Raw genomic sequence first — 15,894 nt, 5'->3', positions numbered from 1 at the left:
TCCAGACACCCCCGTGAAGATAGGGTAGGGTGCTCCCTTCGATAGCTGCCAGCTTTGGGGGAGCAGGAGGCTACAGCCTTTTTTCCACAGAAACTTGGGTGTTCAGCAGCACCCGCTCTGGCTCAAGGTAAGTAAATGTTACCAAAACAACTTCGTCGACTGTCCTGATGGCAACTGGGCAGGTGGCTCTTGGCGGTTCCACTCGCTCGTGCCGTACTCCCACAGTGTACTTTCCAATAGGCAGGTCATCAAAGCCGGCATCGGCGTAGATTAACTCGATGGTTTCTTCCGCAATCTGTTTCCCCTCCTGTTCCAAGAAGGCGACAAAAGGGATCCCCTCAATAGAAGCGAGGGCGTTGTTGGCCTGGTTGCGGATCATCACAAAGATGTCGGACATAGGTGGAATGGCCTCTCTCGAGGCCCCCTTTGGGAGGCTGCTCGGGAGCAGGGCCTAACTCTTCCTAGGCTGCCACCCAGCCCTTAGCCCTGGACGGGGGCAGGGACAAGACAGGCTTCCAACTGTTGCCGCAGCTTGACCGTATCGAGGTGCTGGCCGATGAGCACCAACTGGTTTTTGGGCTGGCGAGGCCACTCATCGCTACTGAGGGTGTAGCGTCGACCGCTGAGGTGGAAGATATACCGCTCTGGGCTTTCTTCAAACCACAGGATCCCTTTGGCCCGAAAGACCGCCTCGGGCAACTCATTGAGAAAGTTTTGGAAGGCATCTAGAGAGAAAGGCCGATCACTCTCAAAGGAGAGGGAGTTAAAGCCATCGGCCTCGATGTGGCTGCGGTGCGAGTGGTCATGCTCGTGGCCGTGTTCGTGGTCGTGCTCAGGCTCAGTGCCGTGAGTCTCCTGCTGGGGCAGGGAGCTGGACTGAAACAGATCCGTATCCAGGATGAGCTCTAGGGGAACAACACTGTTGACCGTGCGCAAGATGCGGGCATCTTCCTTGATCTCGCGGATGCGTTTTTCCAAGCGCTCGACCTCTGCCGGCTCGACCAGGTCGATTTTGTTGAGGAGGATGACGTCTCCATAGGCAATTTGGCTGTAGGCGACGTCGCTGTCAAATAGGTCAGGGGCGAAGTTACTGGCATCCACAAGGGTGATGATCGAGTCCAGTCGTGTTAGATCCCGCAGTTCTGGCCCCAAAAAGGTGAGGGCAACCGGCAAGGGATCCGCCAGCCCTGTGGTCTCCACCACCAGGTAGTCGATTTTGTCGGAGCGCTCCATCAGGCGCAGCACGCTCTCGACAATGTCATCGCGGATGGTGCAGCAGATGCAGCCGTTGTTGAGCTCTACAAGGTCTTCTTCGCTGGAGACAATCAGCTCGCCGTCGATGCCAATCTCGCCAAATTCGTTGACCAGTACCGCCGTGCGCATCCCCTTTTGATTCCTGAGGATGTGGTTTAAGAGGGTGGTTTTCCCACTCCCCAGGAAGCCGGTGATGATGGTGACGGGTAAGCCTCGCTGAGGTACTTCAAGGGTGGTGGTCATAGCGCGCCGGTAAAGTGGATCCCCTTTTTCTATCTTACTCTCCGCGGGGCTGCCAGGAAGCTAAGCGGCTAGGCGATGCGGTAAGCTGGCGCTAAGCTAAGTGAGGGCGGTTGCGGAGGCGGAGGCTATGGCTTTACTGCGCTTTTGGCTGGAGCAGTTGGGGCTAAGTACCTTGGGGTTAGCCCTACCGCCGCCTCTTGTAAGCTTTGCTCCTGAGAGCAACTTGGCGGAGGGATCGCCGCTGCAACTGTGGCTGGTAACCTTTTTAACCGTTTTTGTGGCGGAAATGGGCGACAAGACTCAGTTGGCAACCTTGCTTCTAAGCGCCCAATCCCAGTCTCCCTGGGCAATTTTCTTGGGCTCGGCCAGTGCCCTGGTTACCGCCAGTTTGCTCAGTGTATTGTTGGGGGGGTGGCTGGGTCAGGTGATCCCGGCAGCCTGGATAGAATGGTTGGCGGGTGTGGGTTTTCTGATGATTGGAGTCTACGTGCTGTGGCGAGAATGGCAGGGTGCTCACCTTCGCCAGGGCTAGCTTTTCTAGACAACCACCCCCAAGTTCGGAGGATCAGCCAAGGAACGTGGTGAACCAAGAAAACAGTAGCCAGGCCTCCTCTTTTTCCCTCAGGCAAATAGCCAGTCGGGCTGCTCTGGTCAGCTTTGGCTCAATCCTGCTGGCCGAAATGGGCGACAAAACCCAATTGGCTACCCTGCTCCTCAGTGCCCGCTCGCAAGACCTAACGGTGATCTTTTGTGGGGCTGCCGCTGCCCTCATTAGCACCAGCTTTATCGGGGTTTGGGCAGGGGCCTGGGTGGCGCGGCTTATCCCCCCGCGTTGGATGAAAACCTTGGCCGGCGTGGGGTTTGTGCTGATTGGCCTAGGCTTGCTGGGAGAATCCCTAGCTGCCGGCAGCTAAGAGGCTTGGAACGGCCCTACCCTAGGAGCGCTCTGCCCTCTGGGTGGCGGCCTGGACGCTGCCCAGGGAGCTAGCCGCGCAAACCTGCTATTGTATTGCAGGGGTGGGCTGGAGCGGACGAGTATGAAATACCGACGGATTCTCCTGAAGCTAAGTGGCGAAGCCCTGATGGGGGAGCGTTCCTATGGGATCGACCCCAAAGTTTTGAACTTCATTGCCAACGAGGTAGCCGCGGTAGTGCAAGCCGGGGTCCAGGTGGCCATCGTGGTGGGAGGGGGCAACATCTGGCGCGGGCGCCAAGAGGCGGCTGCCCAGGGAATGGATCAAGCCTCTGCGGACTACGTGGGCATGTTGGCCACTGTCATCAACGCCCTGGCCTTGCAGGATGCCATCGAGCGGGCCGGGATCCCGACGCGAGTGCAGACGGCCATTGCCATGCAGGAGGTGGCCGAGCCTTACATTCGTCGCCGTGCTATTCGTCACCTGGAAAAAGGGCGAGTGGTGATTTTCGGGGCAGGCTCCGGCAACCCCTTTTTTACCACTGACACCACGGCCGCCTTGCGGGCAGCCGAGATCGAGGCAGAAGTTATTTTCAAAGCTACCAAGGTGGACGGGGTTTACGATGCAGATCCCAAAACTCACCCTCAGGCTCGCCGCTACGATGTCCTTAGCTACCAAGAGGTGTTGACCCGCGATCTGCGGGTGATGGATAGTACTGCCATTGCCCTCTGCAAGGAAAATCAACTCCCTATCGTTGTCTTTGACCTGACCACTCCTGGCAACATTTACCGTGCAGTGCAGGGGGAGCCCATTGGCACCTGGATTGGCCAAAGGGGTTCTGGAAGCAACGGCATCCCTGTTTGCCAGCAGGAGAAGTCATGAGCAAAAGGGGCAAGAGTCCCAGCGCTTCGCGCTGCTGGTGCAGGCGGAGCAGATAGCACGTACGATGGTTTTGCTGCCAACAACCGGAGAACGGGGTACTCTTCCCACCTCTCAGGGCAGGGAGGATGTCAACCCAACGCTCATGCCAGCGCCTAGAGTTTACGCCATTGGAAGATGACAGATTGGCTTCACCGGGATCCCCTCTCTGCTAGGCAAAGCGCTAGGGCACCCCGAGTGGCTGGGCAGCGCCTTTGCCAGAGCTTGATGGTTCTGCTAGTGCTGGCAGCGGGATTGGGCTACTGGCGATGGCAGACCTGGCTCCAGCCAGTAGGGGGTTTAGAGCCAATCCAAGTGACGATTCAGCCGGGCAGCAGTAGCCGCCAGATTGGGAGACAACTCCAGCAGGCGGGAGTGATCCGCTCGGCTCTAGCCTGGGAGCTGTGGAGCCGCACCTTTGGGCGCAACTGGGTGTTTCAGGCAGGCACCTACGCTCTGGATCCCAACCAAGACATGCTGGCAGTGGCTCAGCAACTGCGGCAGGGCCGCATTCTGCAGCGGCGGCTCACCATCCCGGAGGGCTGGCGGATTCAACAAATTGCAGAGGCTTTGGCGGAGCGCAACTGGGTGTCAGCTGAGGTTTTCATTGCTACGGCTCGCGTGATCCCTCCCCTGGATTGGCTGCCTCCCAACCTCAGCTCCCTAGAAGGCTACCTCTTCCCCGACACCTATTTCTTCCCCGCTGAGCAGCTGGAGGGATCCCTGCCGGATCGCCAGAAGGCTGAGCTAGTCATCAACGCGATGCTGCAGCGCTTTGCCACGGTGGCCCTGCCCCTGTTTCGGCAGCACGTCACCCCTCTCTCGTTGCACGAATGGGTCACCCTGGCCAGCATTGTGGAGCGGGAGGCTGTAGTGCCAGAAGAGCGCGCCCTAATTGCAGGCGTCTTTTTGAACCGCCTCAAAGCGGGAATGCCCCTGGCTGCCGACCCAACCGTAGAATATGCCCTCAACATCCGGCAAACGCCGACGCGCCGTCTTACCCTCGCCGAGGTGCGCACCCCCTCCCCCTACAACACCTACCTTAACCGCGGCCTGCCTCCCGGCCCCATTGCCAACCCTGGGCTGGCCAGCCTGAAGGCGGTTTTGGAGCCTGAGGAGACTGACTACCTCTATTTTGTGGCCCGCTACGATGGCACCCACGTTTTCAGCAAAACCCTAGCGGAGCACGAGGCGGCCCAACGGCAAATTCTTAGCCAGCTCTCCCAGCCCCCCTCGCCAACAAGTCCCTAGAAAGATGGTCCGCAAGCCTTGGTTTAAGCTGCTGCAGCCGGATGTGGTTGTGAAGGGCACTGTCCTGCAGCTGCGGGCGGAAGAGCTGCGGGCTTGGCAGGTGAGGGGCATTATCTTTGATGTGGACGACACGCTGGTGCCGATCCGTCAGACTGAGGTGGATCCAGCAGTAGCTGCTTGGCTAGAGCAGTTGCGCCCCCACTTTCAAATTTGGCTGGTGAGCAACAACCTCAACGGCAACCGGATTCGGCAAATTGGCGAGAGCTTAAACCTCCCTTTCATTCACAGGGCGGGCAAACCCTCACGGCGCGCCCTGCGGCGAGCTGTGGCGCAAATGGGCTTGCCGGTGGAGGCGGTAGCCATAGTGGGCGATCGCCTCTGGACGGATATTCTGGCAGGCAACCGGCTGGGCTTGGTGACCGTGCTGGTCAATGCCCTCTGGCCTGGCCCAGGGGAACGGCAGCAAATCCTGCCAAGCTGACCCCTTGGCCCCTGTTTTTTGTAAAGTAACGAGGTGAGCCACCCCTGGCTGGCGGTGAAGAGCAGTGTGAAAGGCAAAGCCGACCATGCGATCCCTTTCTCTCGTCAAATCTGCCCTGCAACGGGTAAAGCCAGTTCCCCACCGCTCCAAGTCCCAGGGACGGCGTTGGCTGAGCAGCCTGCTGGCTGTGCCCTTGCTGGTTGTGGCCTGTCCTGGCTGGGCCTTGACCCTGGTGGCCCGCCCTGATCTGCGCAGCCTCAAACGGGCAGAAGTCCTTCGGATAGTGAACTCCAACACCCTGGCTGTGCAAATCGAAGGGGACTTGCAGGTGCGGCTAGTGCAGCTGATTGGGGTTGATCCCTTGCCGGCGGGGATCAACCCCACTTGGACGAAGCTGCGGGGGCAAACCCCTTTGCCAATCGACAACGCCGGCCAATACCTGCAGACAACCTTGCTGGAGCGCGAGGTGTTCTTGGAGTTGGATCCAACCCTGGCTCCTGGGCCGACCCTGCCTGCCTACGTCTGGCGGGCCCATACCCTCATCAACCAGGAGATGCTGTTTTTGGGGCATGGCCTGCTAGCACAGCAAACGGATGGCCTCAAGTACGGACCTATTCTCAGGGAAGCCGCCAATGCCGCAAAGCAACAAGGTCGCGGCTATTGGGCGCCCTATGGCCCCCGCTAGGAGTTTCTTTGCCGAACAGAGGGCGGCTATTTACCTGCCCTAGCCACTGATTACTCTGGCTTATGGGTCGCACTATAGTGGGATCTCGAGGGGGCTCTTGGCGCCGACAGCCAGGTCCTTAGAGGATCCACGCCGGCATTTGGAGTTCTCTATGGCCGATGGATTGCCGTTTACCCTAGATCAGCTTCTCATTCTCCAGGCCATCGCCCAGGAGGGAAGTTTTCGCCGGGCGGCTGACAGTCTGTTTATCTCCCAGCCAGCGGTTAGCTTACAAGTGCAGAACCTAGAGCGCCAGCTGGGGGTAATGCTGTTTGACCGGGGCGGGCGTAGGGTGGAGCTGACGGATGCGGGACAAGTGTTGCTGCAGTACAGCGAGCGCATCCTCAAGCTTTGCCGGGAGGCCGTTCAGGCGCTGGCAGAGGTGCGGGAGATGGGAAGGGGGCGCTTGGTGTTGGGGGCTAGCCAAACGGTAGGCACCTATGTGATGCCTTTTTTGATTGCCCAGTACCACCGCTGCTACCCCGGCATAGCTGTGCAACTTTTGGTGCAATCCACTCGGCGAATTGCTCAAAAGCTGGTCGACGGGCGCTTGGATCTGGCCGTGGTTGGGGGGGAAATCCCGTTTGAGTTGCAGCAGCATTTGAAGGTAATCGCGGTGGCGGAAGATGAATACGTGTTGGTTGGTGCCCCCGGCTGCACCCCTGCCGCTGCTGCCCTAACAGAGCTGGTGACGCTGCCTTTTATTACCCTGGATCCCCAGTCCTCCACGCGGCAGACTATCGACCGAGCCCTCAGTCGCCACGGCATTAACCCTGCCCAGTTGCAGGTGCGCCTAGAGCTCAGTTCAATTGAGGCCATTAAAAATGCCATCCAGGCAGGCTTAGGGGTGGCCTTTCTGTCAATGGTGGCCGTGGGATCTGACCTGGAGCAGGGGCGGCTGCGCAAGCTAGAGGTGGAAGGGCTGCAGATACGGCGCACCCTTTGGCTAGCCTACAACCCTGAGCGCTACCAGTCGCAAGCAGCCACCCGCTTCCGCGAGGGTTTGCTGGGCTACCAGGACTGGCTAAAAACGCCTCCGCGCTACCTGCAGTTGCTGGCTTGAGGTGTAGCGTTTTCCAAGCGGCTCAGGGGGATCGAAGCGGATGAAAGAGCAGGAGCTGTTAGAACGACTGCCCTTGGCGCGGCGTTTGGCGGAGTTAAGGGCCTGCATTCAAGAAATACCGCTGCAGAGGGTGAAGTTGGAGGGACTCAAGATTGCGGGAGCAGAGTCCTGCTGGGCTGCCTATCGGGAGTGGGGAGAAGGGGAACCCCCCCTGCTGTTTTTACATGGCTTCATGGCCACCCACGCCAACTGGTGGCCGCTGATGCAGGGACTGGGCGACCAGTACCACTGCCTTGCCCTGGATTTACTGGGGTTTGGACAGTCCAGCCAACCAGCCCTGCGCTACGATATTGCCACCGAAGTGGAGTTTGTGCGGGGGTTTGTCCAGGCGCTGGGTTTGCCCAAGCCCGTATTGGTGGGTCATTCTTTTGGGGGGTGGGTGGCGGCGGCCTATGCCATCCGCTACCCGCTGCGGGGGTTGGTCTTGCTGGCGCCTGCCGGGATCCGCGACGACAGCTTTGTCAAACGCTACCGCCACCTACGACTTTTGCTGCGGGAAGGCGCCTGGGTTGATAGGCTGCTGCGGGCTGCCATCCCCTTGGCTCACTGGGGACGCTGGGAACAGAAGCTGGCTTGGCTGCTGTGGCTGCGGGGATCCCTGCGCCAACAGCCGGTGGCCCGCCAATTTCTCCGCCAGCGGCTGCGCCCCCAAGCGGCTCTCGATACGGTCGAGCGTCAGCTGCAGGCCATTCAGGTTCCCACCCTGGTGGTGGCCGCCGAGCGGGACGAGACCATTCCCCTTTGGCACTGCCAGACCTATGCCGCGGGGATCCCTGGCGCCCAGCTCCGGATCCTGCCAGGGGCCAGCCACGCTATTCCTGCTCTCCATGCCGAGCAAGTTCTGCCTTTGCTGCGAGAGTTTCTGGAGGGCCTAAGCAGATCTCAGGAGTAGGCCCCGCCTCCCCTCCGGCTTCCCCCAACGGACAGCTCTAGGCAGGGCACGGTCTGCCGCAGGGGAGATGCCTGTAGACTTAAGGGGTAGATGAACGGGCCTAAAGGCTGCAGGGAGAGCGGATTGGTGAAGAGACGCATCTGGCTGCAGGGTGTGAGCTATGCTACCTACGGCTTTCTCTACCTGCCGATTTTGCTCATTGCCATCTATTCCTTTAACCGCGCCCGCTTTGGCCTGGTGTGGACGGGCTTTACCTTCGATTGGTACCTGGCTCTCTTTCGCAATGCTGCCATCTGGCAGGCAATGCAAAATACCGTTGTCTTGGCGGGGGTCAGCACCCTAGTTAGCACCCTACTGGGATCCCTGTTGGGCTACGGCCTCTACCGCTATCATTTCCCCGCCAAAACGATGGTGCAAGGGCTGCTGCTGTTGCCGGTAGCCATCCCCGATATTGTGATGGCCGTTGGGCTGCTGCTGTTTTACCAGCTAGTGCGCGCCTACACTGGCTGGTTTGAGCTGGGCCTGGGAACGATGATCGTGGCTCACATTACGTTTCAGATTGCCTTTGTGGCCATTGTGGTGCGCAGCCGCCTCCAGCTTCTGGATCCCGCCTTGGAAGAAGCTGCCTACGACCTCTACGCCAACACCTGGCAAAAGCTGCGCCACGTTACCCTGCCGTTGGCCATGCCAGGGATCCTAGCTGCCGCTTTACTGAGCTTTACCCTTTCGATAGATGACTTTGTTATCTCCTTTTTCACCAGTGGCCCCGAAAGCCAGACCCTGCCCATTTTGATCTACAGCATGGCGCGGCGGGGGGTAACGCCCGAGATCAACGCCCTCTCCACCGTCATCATCTTGGTAACCTTAGTTGCGGTGATAGGATTTCCCCTACTCAACCGCTCGCGCCAGCAGCGAGGCCGCTAAAGAGGGGCTACAGCACGCGGCCAAGAGCGCTGCCTGGCCCCTGAAAGGCCAGCCAAGAGATAAGGAAGTTGGTTACAAACACTCCCAGCAACGCCGTCACTACTGCATCGGTGGTGGAGCGCCCCACCCCCTTGGCCCCCCCGCTCGTGGAAAGGCCCCAGCTGGAGCCGACGATGGCAATGAGAGCGCCGAACACCATCGCCTTCAAGCAGCAGACAATTAAATCCCAAGCAGTGAGGAGGGTCTGGGCCGAGGTCAGGAAGACGGAAGAAGAAATGTTGTAAACCGAAGCGCAGATGACCATTCCCCCAAGCAGCCCCGTCAGGAGGGAGAGGATGGCGAGCACCGGCAGCATCAGCCCCGCTGCCAACACCCGTGGGATCACCAAGTAGTCCACCGGATCAGTGCGCAACAGGTAAAGGGCGTCGATCTGTTCAGTTACCTTCATCGTGCCCAGCTCAGCAGCAAAGGCAGACCCCACTCGTCCGGCTAGAATTACCGCCGTTACCACTGGCGTCAGCTCGCGGGCAAGGGCAATGGCCAAAACCCCCCCCACTAGAGAAGAGGCCCCAAAGTTGAGGAATTCTCGAGCTACCTGGATGGTGAAAACGCCGCTAATCACCACCGCCGTAATCAGGACAATTAGCAGCGACTCCAACCCCACCGCTGCCAGTTGCTCTAGAGTGTTGCGGCGATGGATACGGCCCTGTAGGAGGTGCAGGGTCACCTGACCAGCCAGAAGAAAACTGCTGCCGAGCCGCTGGAACCAATCCATTCTGCCTGGGAGGGGGAAATGCCTTGCTTCAGCTTAGTCACAGAGCTGCAGCTGGGACTGCAGCTGCCGCACAGCAGGATCTGGCTCACAGACTAGCTCAAAGTTAATCACTCGCCAGCGCTGCGGGGAGCCGCCTGCCCCTTCGGGGAGCTGGGAGCTAAAGCTGACCGGCAAGCCGTAGAGGCGAGGGGGGCCGGGGCGACGCTGGGATCCCTGCTCCAGGTAGGGGGTGAGGAGGGGACGGTAGCGCTCGGCTACAATGACCTGGGTGGCCCGCATTCCCTGCATGCGCAGGCGATCCAGCTCCTCGTGGATCTCAAAGCGAATCCCATCGGCGTGGGTGTGTTGACGATACCAGCGGCCTTCCCAGAGGCGCCAACGCCGCCCTGACTGGAGGTGGATCAGCTCCTCCTGCTCAGGGTCTGCCTCAAAAGCGCCGTGGCGATGGCAGAGGTAGGTATCGGTCAGGGTGAGGGCCGCAATCGTCTGCCGACAGTGGGGGCACTGGATGCTAGGGCCAAAGATGGGATAGGAAAAGGCAACTGTCATGAGAAATTCCCCCCGTGGAGGGTTGGGCACATACGGGGCTGTCCACATTATAGAGATCTGGCCTCGGGGATCCCAATGGCAGAATTGGATGAGATCGCCTAGAATGGTCCTGGGGAAAAAGCCTGCCGAGCTGGCGTTTCCCGGGAAAGCTCCGTGAGAGAAGCGGGGAGTGGGTTGTGCCCACTTTTTTGCTTTTTCTAGGGAAGATTCTCCCTACCAGCTCCAAGAGGCTGGCCTCTGGCTGTTTACTGAGTTAGCGAAAGTTGGCTATGGTTCATCCTCTGATTCCACAGTTGGAGAGCTTGGCCCGTCCTCTGGCCGCGCGACTGGGGTACCAACTGGTGCAGCTGGTTTTTCAAACAAACCAGTATCCGCCAGTTCTGCGGGTAGATATCCGCCCCTTGAACCCAGAGCAGGAAACCAGCCATGCCGATTGCGAAGTCATGAGCCAAGCCCTGGAAGTGGAGCTGGATCGGGTGGATCTCATCCCTGGGCACTACATCCTGGAGGTCTCCAGCCCGGGTATCAGCAACCTCCTGCTCAGTGACCGCGACTTTACAGTTTTTAAAGGGTTTGCGGTGGAGGTGACAGTAGATCCCCCCTACAAGGGCAAAACCCTCTGGGCAGGGCAGCTGGTGGGTCGGGATGAGGAGAAGGTTATCCTCTCCCTCAAAGGGCGACGCGTCCAGTTGCCCCGCGCCTTGGTGCAGCGGGTTGTCCTTTCTGAGGCGGAAACCGAGTGAGGTCGTAGAGCTGTCGGCTGGACCCTTGCTTTTCCCCTGCAAATGGCGGAGCAACAGCCAGAGTCAGTTGGATTCTTTCAGGAGGACAGTCTATGGCAATGGTGCCTCTGCCAGGTTTGGCAGAAATGGTGGAGATGATCTCGCGGGAGCGCAACTTGCCCCGCCACGTGGTTACTGAAGCCCTGCGAGAGGCGCTGCTCAAGGGCTACGAACGCTACCGCAAGACCATTCAGCGGGACGTCGTTTTCCCAGAAGACCACTTCCGCAACTTCGAGGTGGAGCTGGATGTGGAAGCAGGGGGCTTCCGCATTTTGGCCACCAAAACTATCGTCGAGCAGGTACGGGACCCGGATCACGAGATCTCGCTGTACGAGGTCCGGCAGGATTACCCAGAAGCCGAAGTTGGCTGGGAAGTCACCAACGACGTCACCCCCCAACAGGCGGAGTTTGGCCGCATGGCAGCTATCCAAACCAAGCAGGTGCTGGCCCAGAGGTTGCGCGACCAGCAGCGCCGCCATATCCAGGAGGAGTTTCGCGACCTGGAAAAAACGGTGTTGCAGGCGCGGGTGCTGCGCACAGAAGGGCAGACGGTGATCATGGCAGTATCTAGCGGTTTTGGGCGGCCCGAGGTGGAAGCCGAGCTACCCAAGAAGGAGCAGCTGGCCAGTGACCGCTACGTCCCTAACGCCGTGATGAAGGTCTATCTCAAAAAGGTCTATGAGGGATCCCGGCGGGGGCCCCAGCTTTTGGTTTCCCGGGCTGATGCTGGCCTAGTGGTCAACCTATTCGCCAATGAGGTGCCAGAGATTGAAGAGGACATCGTGCGCATCGTGGCAGTGGCCCGAGAGGCCAACCCCCCTTCCCGCAACGTGGGGCCGCGCACCAAGATTGCCGTCGATACCCTAGAGCGAGATGTGGATCCGGTGGGGGCCTGCATTGGCGCAAAGGGATCCCGCATCCAGGCGGTGGTGGCGGAGCTGCGCAACGAGAAAATTGACGTTATCCGCTGGTCGCCGGATCCAGCTACCTACATTGCCAACGCCCTCAGTCCGGCCAAGGTGGTGGAAGTACGCTTGGTGGATCCGGAGATCCAACAGGCCCACGTGCTGGTAACCAGTGACCAGCTTAGCCTAGCCATTGGCAAAGAGGGGCAAAATGTCCGTCTGGCTGCCCGCCTCACTGGCTGGAAAATTGACATCAAAGAAGTGGAGAGCTACCGAGCGGCTCTGGAAGAGGCGCAGGCCCAAGGACTGCCCTATCCCTTCATCACGCCAGCTGCTTTGGAACGCTTCCGACGGCGGGAAAAGCAGGCTGCTCTGGAAGTGGAAGAGGAGTACCCTGAGAAGCTCCCCCTGGCGGAGCTGGAAGAGGACGAGAGACTGGAGGACGAGTGGGTTGAGGAAGATGAGGACTTCGACTATGATGCCGAGTTTGACATTGCCCAGCCCAAGGCTTAGAACGGGGGATCTGGGCAGTCGATAAACTTAAGCAGAAGGCTTTCCTGACTTAACCCTTGAACTCCTCCCAACCGATCATCCTGGGTATATCGGGCGCCTCGGGGATGCTCTACGCCGTGCGCGCCCTACACGTTCTGCTGAGCCTGGATTACCGCGTCGAAGTCGTGGTCTCCAGGGCCGCCTACCAGGTGTGGCAAGGAGAGCAGGGAGTGCCCCTACCGGCGGATCCCCAGCAGCAGGCCCAATTTTGGCGACAGCAGGCTGAAAGCGAGGGCGGCTCCCTGGTCTGTTACCGCTGGCAAGATTTAGGGGCAGCCATTGCCAGCGGCTCCTACCGCACCCAGGGGATGTTGGTGATCCCTTGCAGCATGGGCACGGTGGCCAAGCTAGCTGCCGGCTTGAGTTCGGATCTGCTGGAGCGGGCTGCCGATGTGCAGCTCAAGGAAGGTCGCCGCCTGGTCATCGTGCCGCGGGAAACCCCCTTTAGCCTAATTCACCTGCGCAACCTGACCACCCTGGCAGAGGCGGGGGCACGCATTGTTCCAGCCATTCCGGCCTGGTACCACCAGCCACGCACCATCCTAGATTTGGTGGACTTTGTCGTGGTAAAGGCGTTAGATCAGTTTGGCATCGACAGCAACCTCATCCAGCGCTGGCAAGGGATGCGTCAGCGCCAGATCCTCAAGTTCCCCTCTGAGGAGTGACCCTTGGCCAATCCTTGATGGTCTTCTTCTTCCCTCCAGAGAGGAGTGGGCTAGCCCCTTTGGATTGAGGGCTCATAGATCCTGGTTTATGATTCAAGAGCAAGTCATTGTACTCTCTTAATCCTCCCATGAAGAGTATCACGCTACACCAGCTGCAAATCTTCGAGGTTGCTGCCCGTCACCTAAGCTTTACCCGCGCTGCCGAGGAGTTGTACCTGACCCAGCCCACGATTTCAATGCAGATCAAGCAGCTCAGTAAAGTCGTGGGGCTGCCTCTGTTTGAGCAGGTAGGCAAGCGGCTCTATCTTACAGAGGCCGGCCGGGCTCTGTACCAGACTTGCCAGAAAATCTTTGAGCAGTTGAATCAATTGGAAATGACCCTCGCCGACCTGAAGGGATTAAAACAGGGACGGCTGAGCATTGGGGTTGTCACCACTGCCAAGTACTTTATTCCTCGCCTGCTGGGGGCGTTTTGTCAGCAGTATCCCGGTATCGATGTATCCCTAAAGGTGCTGAACCGGCAGCAAGTTCTGGAGCGGCTAAGTAGCAACATGGACGATCTCTATGTGATGGGGATGCCGCCGGAGGATCTGGATGTGGTAGCCCAGCCTTTTCTGGAAAATCCCTTGGTGGTGATAGCCCCCATTCACCACCCCTTGGTGGGCCAGAAGCGGATCCCTTTGGCCCGCATTGCCCAAGAGCCCTTCTTGGTCCGCGAGCCGGGTTCCGGCACCCGCATGGCGGTGGAGCGGCTCTTTGGCAAGCACAACCTAAAGCTCAACATTCGCATGGAAATAGGCAGCAGCGAAGCCATTCGCCAAGGTGTTATCGGCGGGTTAGGGATTTCGGTTTTGTCCCAGCACGTGTTGGCTCTAGGGGGATGGCAACAGCATTTGGCCATTTTGGATGTGGAGGAGTTTCCCATCCAGGGGTTTTGGTATTTGGTCTATTTGCGCTCCAAGCACCTTTCGTTGGTGGCTAAGACTTTTGCTGATTTCCTGCTGGCTCAGGTTCCTCGAATGGAGATGGATTTTCTGGCAAAAAAACAGCACAGATCCCCTTTAGATCCCAATCCAAATCATCTGCTTTCTGGCAGAGGGGATGAAAAGCATTCACCAGCTCCTGTTGCAATCCCTGGAGGTTCTGAAAATCATGGGTAAAAAAGATCCGTAAAAACGCCAAGTAGGCGCGTGCCCAGTTGTCCTGGGGATCCAACTCGACAATCTGTTCAAAGTGCCGCTGGGCTGCTTGTGGCCGCAATAGGGCCACCTCCAGCAGCGCCAGCTCGTAGTAGCTTTGTATCTCTTGCTCCCTCTGCCCCGCTGCCCCCCTTCGCTCCCCTTCCAGGAGTTGGCGGATCACGACCCGATCCGGATCGGTGAGGAAAGTCTGGTACTGCAACGTCGTCCAGGCGTTGAGGTAAAGGGACAGGGCTTCTAGATCTCCCCGTGCAGCCGCTTGGGCTGCCTGCCGCAGAGGAAAGAGGGGATCTCCTAGACTGACAGGGGATCCTCCTTCCCCGCCGTGGGATCCCTTCCAGGGCTGACTGAAAGACCGGCGCCCTCCCTGGGGGGGTTGCCACTCCAGGTGGAGGATCCCTTCTTTTGCAGCCAGCTCTGGCCAGGCCAAGATTTCCTCCACCTGCCAACTGTCGGGGGTGTGGGGCTGCAGGCGGTTTTGCCCCACCACCCAAGCCCGCTTGGCCAAGACCTGCCCCTGGGGACCTTCCAGGCGCGCCCAGACTAGCGTTTGGGCTAAGTCTTGGGCCGGGCCCTGCCAGCGCAGGCGCCAGGCCGGGATCCCTTCCTCTGGGAAGACCTTGAGCTGCAGCAGCTCCACTTCCTCTACTGGAGCAGGCACCTCTTGCAGCACAACCCTGGGCTGGGTGGGGAAGTAGGTGTACAGCCGGCCCACCGCTTGTAGATCAAAATGCTCTTGCTGCCAGTCCGGACTCTTGTCTAGGAGTTGCCGAATTTGCTCCTTAGCTGGACCGTAGGGGCCGACAATTCCCTGCTCCCCTGCCGCATCCACAAACCCATCCAAGAGCACCAGCTCCAGCTCCGGCCAGGGAGTCTGGCCAGCCCCCCGGAAGGTAATGGGCCAGCGCTGCAGAGCCGCCAGGTAGCTGAGCGTCTCGGACGAAATCAGCTCAGTGTTGGGAAGAACGCCTAGGGTGGTGGCCAAACCTGGCTGCACCAGGGATCCAATCCACCGCGTCAGCTCCTGCTGGAGGTGCTGCCCCTGCCAGTGCATTTGGATCCCCTTCCAGAGAGGGGCCACGCCAGGGGTGAGGGGCTGCCCCAGGTTGAGCAGGGCCAGGGATCCCAAGGCTAGGCTCAGGCCAACTCCCTGCCCCAGTGCCCTTTGCCCCCAGCGCGCCCCCAGCCACCGCCAGACTTTGTCCAGCCCACCCGCTGATAGGATGGCCAGCAGGGGCAACAGCGGCAGCGTAAAGCGCACATCCTTAATGGCTACCAGGGTGTAGAGCAAGTAGCCCGAGCCGTAGAGGCCCCACAGGAGAGTCTCCCGCCGGCTTGGGGATCCCCAGAGCGAAAGCAGCGGCAAGGGGCACAAAAAAGGGCTCATCTGCAGGGGCAAAACGCGCAAGTAGGCTGTCCACCAGCAGAGGGATCCCGCTGGGCAGGTGACGTAGTAATGGGCAGTCTCGGCATAGGCCCAGCCGTTGCTGAAGACAAACAGCCAATTGGCTCCATACCAGGGCCAGCACAAGAGCAGCGTCACCCCCATCCCCAGCGCCAGGTGGGCCAGCCGAACCGGCCAAGGGAGCTTCACCCCCAGGGGCACAGCCAGCAGTGGCGGCAGCAAAAACAGCACCCCTGTCCACTTGGCCAGCAACACCGCCGCCACAGCCCCGGCGGGGGCCGGCGCGGGCGCGGGCGGCGCCCGCCGGCCCGCCGGGGCGGCGGACGCGGCGCCCCCGC

The 15,894-nt window shown here is 59.7% G+C and carries 17 protein-coding genes; 13 read left to right on the top strand and 4 right to left on the bottom strand.

The genetic code is table 11. The features are described 5' to 3' along the window. Positions 1 to 70: 70 nt before the first annotated feature. Both NW822_RS06180 and NW822_RS06175 read right to left on the bottom strand, forming a co-directional pair. Positions 71 to 397, bottom strand: coding sequence for a hypothetical protein (locus tag NW822_RS06180; protein WP_414360139.1), 327 nt, complete (start codon positions 395 to 397; stop codon positions 71 to 73). Between the two features lie 83 nt (positions 398 to 480). Beyond that, a complete protein-coding gene (locus tag NW822_RS06175; RefSeq protein WP_414403868.1) occupies positions 481 to 1,497 on the bottom strand; it encodes a CobW family GTP-binding protein in 1,017 nt (338 codons plus the stop codon). Between the two features lie 127 nt (positions 1,498 to 1,624). On the opposite strand from NW822_RS06175, the gene NW822_RS06170 reads away from it, so the two are divergent. The 9 genes from NW822_RS06170 to NW822_RS06130 all read left to right on the top strand — a co-directional run bounded on the left by NW822_RS06170 (position 1,625) and on the right by NW822_RS06130 (position 8,724). Next, the gene (locus NW822_RS06170) at positions 1,625 to 2,029 is read left to right on the top strand and encodes a TMEM165/GDT1 family protein (protein WP_414403867.1); all 405 of its coding nucleotides are present in this window, start codon (positions 1,625 to 1,627) and stop codon (positions 2,027 to 2,029) included. Between the two features lie 49 nt (positions 2,030 to 2,078). Next, the gene (locus tag NW822_RS06165) at positions 2,079 to 2,411 is read left to right on the top strand and encodes a TMEM165/GDT1 family protein (RefSeq protein ID WP_414360133.1); all 333 of its coding nucleotides are present in this window, start codon (positions 2,079 to 2,081) and stop codon (positions 2,409 to 2,411) included. A gap of 123 nt (positions 2,412 to 2,534) precedes the next feature. Further along, positions 2,535 to 3,293 carry a UMP kinase gene (pyrH, locus tag NW822_RS06160; RefSeq protein WP_414360130.1) on the top strand — a complete coding sequence of 253 codons (759 nt, stop codon included), beginning with the start codon at positions 2,535 to 2,537 and terminating at the stop codon, positions 3,291 to 3,293. A 264-nt stretch (positions 3,294 to 3,557) separates the two neighbouring features. Then, positions 3,558 to 4,580 (top strand): endolytic transglycosylase MltG, encoded by a 1,023-nt coding sequence (mltG, locus tag NW822_RS06155; protein ID WP_414403989.1) that lies wholly within the window; start codon positions 3,558 to 3,560, stop codon positions 4,578 to 4,580. Positions 4,581 to 4,584: 4 nt separating this feature from the next. Further along, positions 4,585 to 5,061, top strand: a complete 477-nt coding sequence (locus NW822_RS06150; protein WP_414360128.1) for a YqeG family HAD IIIA-type phosphatase — start codon at positions 4,585 to 4,587, stop codon at positions 5,059 to 5,061. Between the two features lie 85 nt (positions 5,062 to 5,146). After that, on the top strand, positions 5,147 to 5,746 hold the full coding sequence (locus NW822_RS06145) for a thermonuclease family protein (protein WP_414403866.1): 600 nt from the start codon (positions 5,147 to 5,149) through the stop codon (positions 5,744 to 5,746). Between the two features lie 151 nt (positions 5,747 to 5,897). Then, positions 5,898 to 6,848 carry a LysR substrate-binding domain-containing protein gene (locus tag NW822_RS06140; RefSeq protein WP_414360123.1) on the top strand — a complete coding sequence of 317 codons (951 nt, stop codon included), beginning with the start codon at positions 5,898 to 5,900 and terminating at the stop codon, positions 6,846 to 6,848. A gap of 40 nt (positions 6,849 to 6,888) precedes the next feature. Further along, positions 6,889 to 7,800 carry an alpha/beta fold hydrolase gene (locus tag NW822_RS06135; protein WP_414403865.1) on the top strand — a complete coding sequence of 304 codons (912 nt, stop codon included), beginning with the start codon at positions 6,889 to 6,891 and terminating at the stop codon, positions 7,798 to 7,800. Positions 7,801 to 7,926: 126 nt separating this feature from the next. Continuing rightward, positions 7,927 to 8,724 carry an ABC transporter permease gene (locus NW822_RS06130; RefSeq protein WP_414360118.1) on the top strand — a complete coding sequence of 266 codons (798 nt, stop codon included), beginning with the start codon at positions 7,927 to 7,929 and terminating at the stop codon, positions 8,722 to 8,724. Positions 8,725 to 8,731: 7 nt separating this feature from the next. Here the strand turns inward: NW822_RS06130 and NW822_RS06125 are convergent, their stop codons facing one another. Together NW822_RS06125 and NW822_RS06120 are read right to left on the bottom strand one after the other, a co-directional pair. Beyond that, positions 8,732 to 9,499 (bottom strand): MlaE family lipid ABC transporter permease subunit, encoded by a 768-nt coding sequence (locus tag NW822_RS06125; RefSeq protein WP_414403864.1) that lies wholly within the window; start codon positions 9,497 to 9,499, stop codon positions 8,732 to 8,734. A gap of 33 nt (positions 9,500 to 9,532) precedes the next feature. Next, positions 9,533 to 10,048 (bottom strand): TIGR02652 family protein, encoded by a 516-nt coding sequence (locus NW822_RS06120; protein ID WP_414403863.1) that lies wholly within the window; start codon positions 10,046 to 10,048, stop codon positions 9,533 to 9,535. Between the two features lie 269 nt (positions 10,049 to 10,317). Between NW822_RS06120 and rimP the strand changes: the two genes are divergently transcribed. The 4 genes from rimP (at position 10,318) to NW822_RS06100 (ending at position 14,112) form a co-directional block, all read left to right on the top strand. Beyond that, positions 10,318 to 10,791 (top strand): ribosome maturation factor RimP, encoded by a 474-nt coding sequence (gene rimP, locus NW822_RS06115; protein WP_414360111.1) that lies wholly within the window; start codon positions 10,318 to 10,320, stop codon positions 10,789 to 10,791. A gap of 92 nt (positions 10,792 to 10,883) precedes the next feature. Further along, positions 10,884 to 12,248 (top strand): transcription termination factor NusA, encoded by a 1,365-nt coding sequence (nusA, locus tag NW822_RS06110; RefSeq protein ID WP_414403862.1) that lies wholly within the window; start codon positions 10,884 to 10,886, stop codon positions 12,246 to 12,248. 56 nt (positions 12,249 to 12,304) lie between these two features. Beyond that, positions 12,305 to 12,952 carry a flavin prenyltransferase UbiX gene (locus NW822_RS06105; protein WP_414360105.1) on the top strand — a complete coding sequence of 216 codons (648 nt, stop codon included), beginning with the start codon at positions 12,305 to 12,307 and terminating at the stop codon, positions 12,950 to 12,952. Between the two features lie 128 nt (positions 12,953 to 13,080). Further along, the gene (locus tag NW822_RS06100) at positions 13,081 to 14,112 is read left to right on the top strand and encodes a LysR substrate-binding domain-containing protein (protein ID WP_414403861.1); all 1,032 of its coding nucleotides are present in this window, start codon (positions 13,081 to 13,083) and stop codon (positions 14,110 to 14,112) included. The last annotated feature ends 1,782 nt before the right edge of the window (positions 14,113 to 15,894 follow it).

Source organism: Synechococcus sp. H70.2 (genome assembly GCF_047462275.1).
Taxonomy (GTDB): domain Bacteria; phylum Cyanobacteriota; class Cyanobacteriia; order Thermostichales; family Thermostichaceae; genus Thermostichus.
Note: the sequence above shows the minus strand (reverse complement) of the source record. Positions and strands in the feature narration are given on the sequence as shown.

Coding starts and splice junctions, on each gene's coding strand:
- NW822_RS06150 (WP_414360128.1), top strand. CDS start 4,585: ATGGTCCGCAAGCCTTGGTTTAAGCTGCTGCAGCCGGATGTGGTTGTG.
- nusA (WP_414403862.1), top strand. CDS start 10,884: ATGGCAATGGTGCCTCTGCCAGGTTTGGCAGAAATGGTGGAGATGATC.
- pyrH (WP_414360130.1), top strand. CDS start 2,535: ATGAAATACCGACGGATTCTCCTGAAGCTAAGTGGCGAAGCCCTGATG.
- NW822_RS06170 (WP_414403867.1), top strand. CDS start 1,625: ATGGCTTTACTGCGCTTTTGGCTGGAGCAGTTGGGGCTAAGTACCTTG.
- rimP (WP_414360111.1), top strand. CDS start 10,318: ATGGTTCATCCTCTGATTCCACAGTTGGAGAGCTTGGCCCGTCCTCTG.
- NW822_RS06120 (WP_414403863.1), bottom strand. CDS start 10,048: ATGACAGTTGCCTTTTCCTATCCCATCTTTGGCCCTAGCATCCAGTGC.
- NW822_RS06135 (WP_414403865.1), top strand. CDS start 6,889: ATGAAAGAGCAGGAGCTGTTAGAACGACTGCCCTTGGCGCGGCGTTTG.
- NW822_RS06125 (WP_414403864.1), bottom strand. CDS start 9,499: ATGGATTGGTTCCAGCGGCTCGGCAGCAGTTTTCTTCTGGCTGGTCAG.
- NW822_RS06180 (WP_414360139.1), bottom strand. CDS start 397: ATGTCCGACATCTTTGTGATGATCCGCAACCAGGCCAACAACGCCCTC.
- NW822_RS06175 (WP_414403868.1), bottom strand. CDS start 1,497: ATGACCACCACCCTTGAAGTACCTCAGCGAGGCTTACCCGTCACCATC.
- mltG (WP_414403989.1), top strand. CDS start 3,558: ATGGTTCTGCTAGTGCTGGCAGCGGGATTGGGCTACTGGCGATGGCAG.
- NW822_RS06140 (WP_414360123.1), top strand. CDS start 5,898: ATGGCCGATGGATTGCCGTTTACCCTAGATCAGCTTCTCATTCTCCAG.
- NW822_RS06100 (WP_414403861.1), top strand. CDS start 13,081: ATGAAGAGTATCACGCTACACCAGCTGCAAATCTTCGAGGTTGCTGCC.
- NW822_RS06145 (WP_414403866.1), top strand. CDS start 5,147: ATGCGATCCCTTTCTCTCGTCAAATCTGCCCTGCAACGGGTAAAGCCA.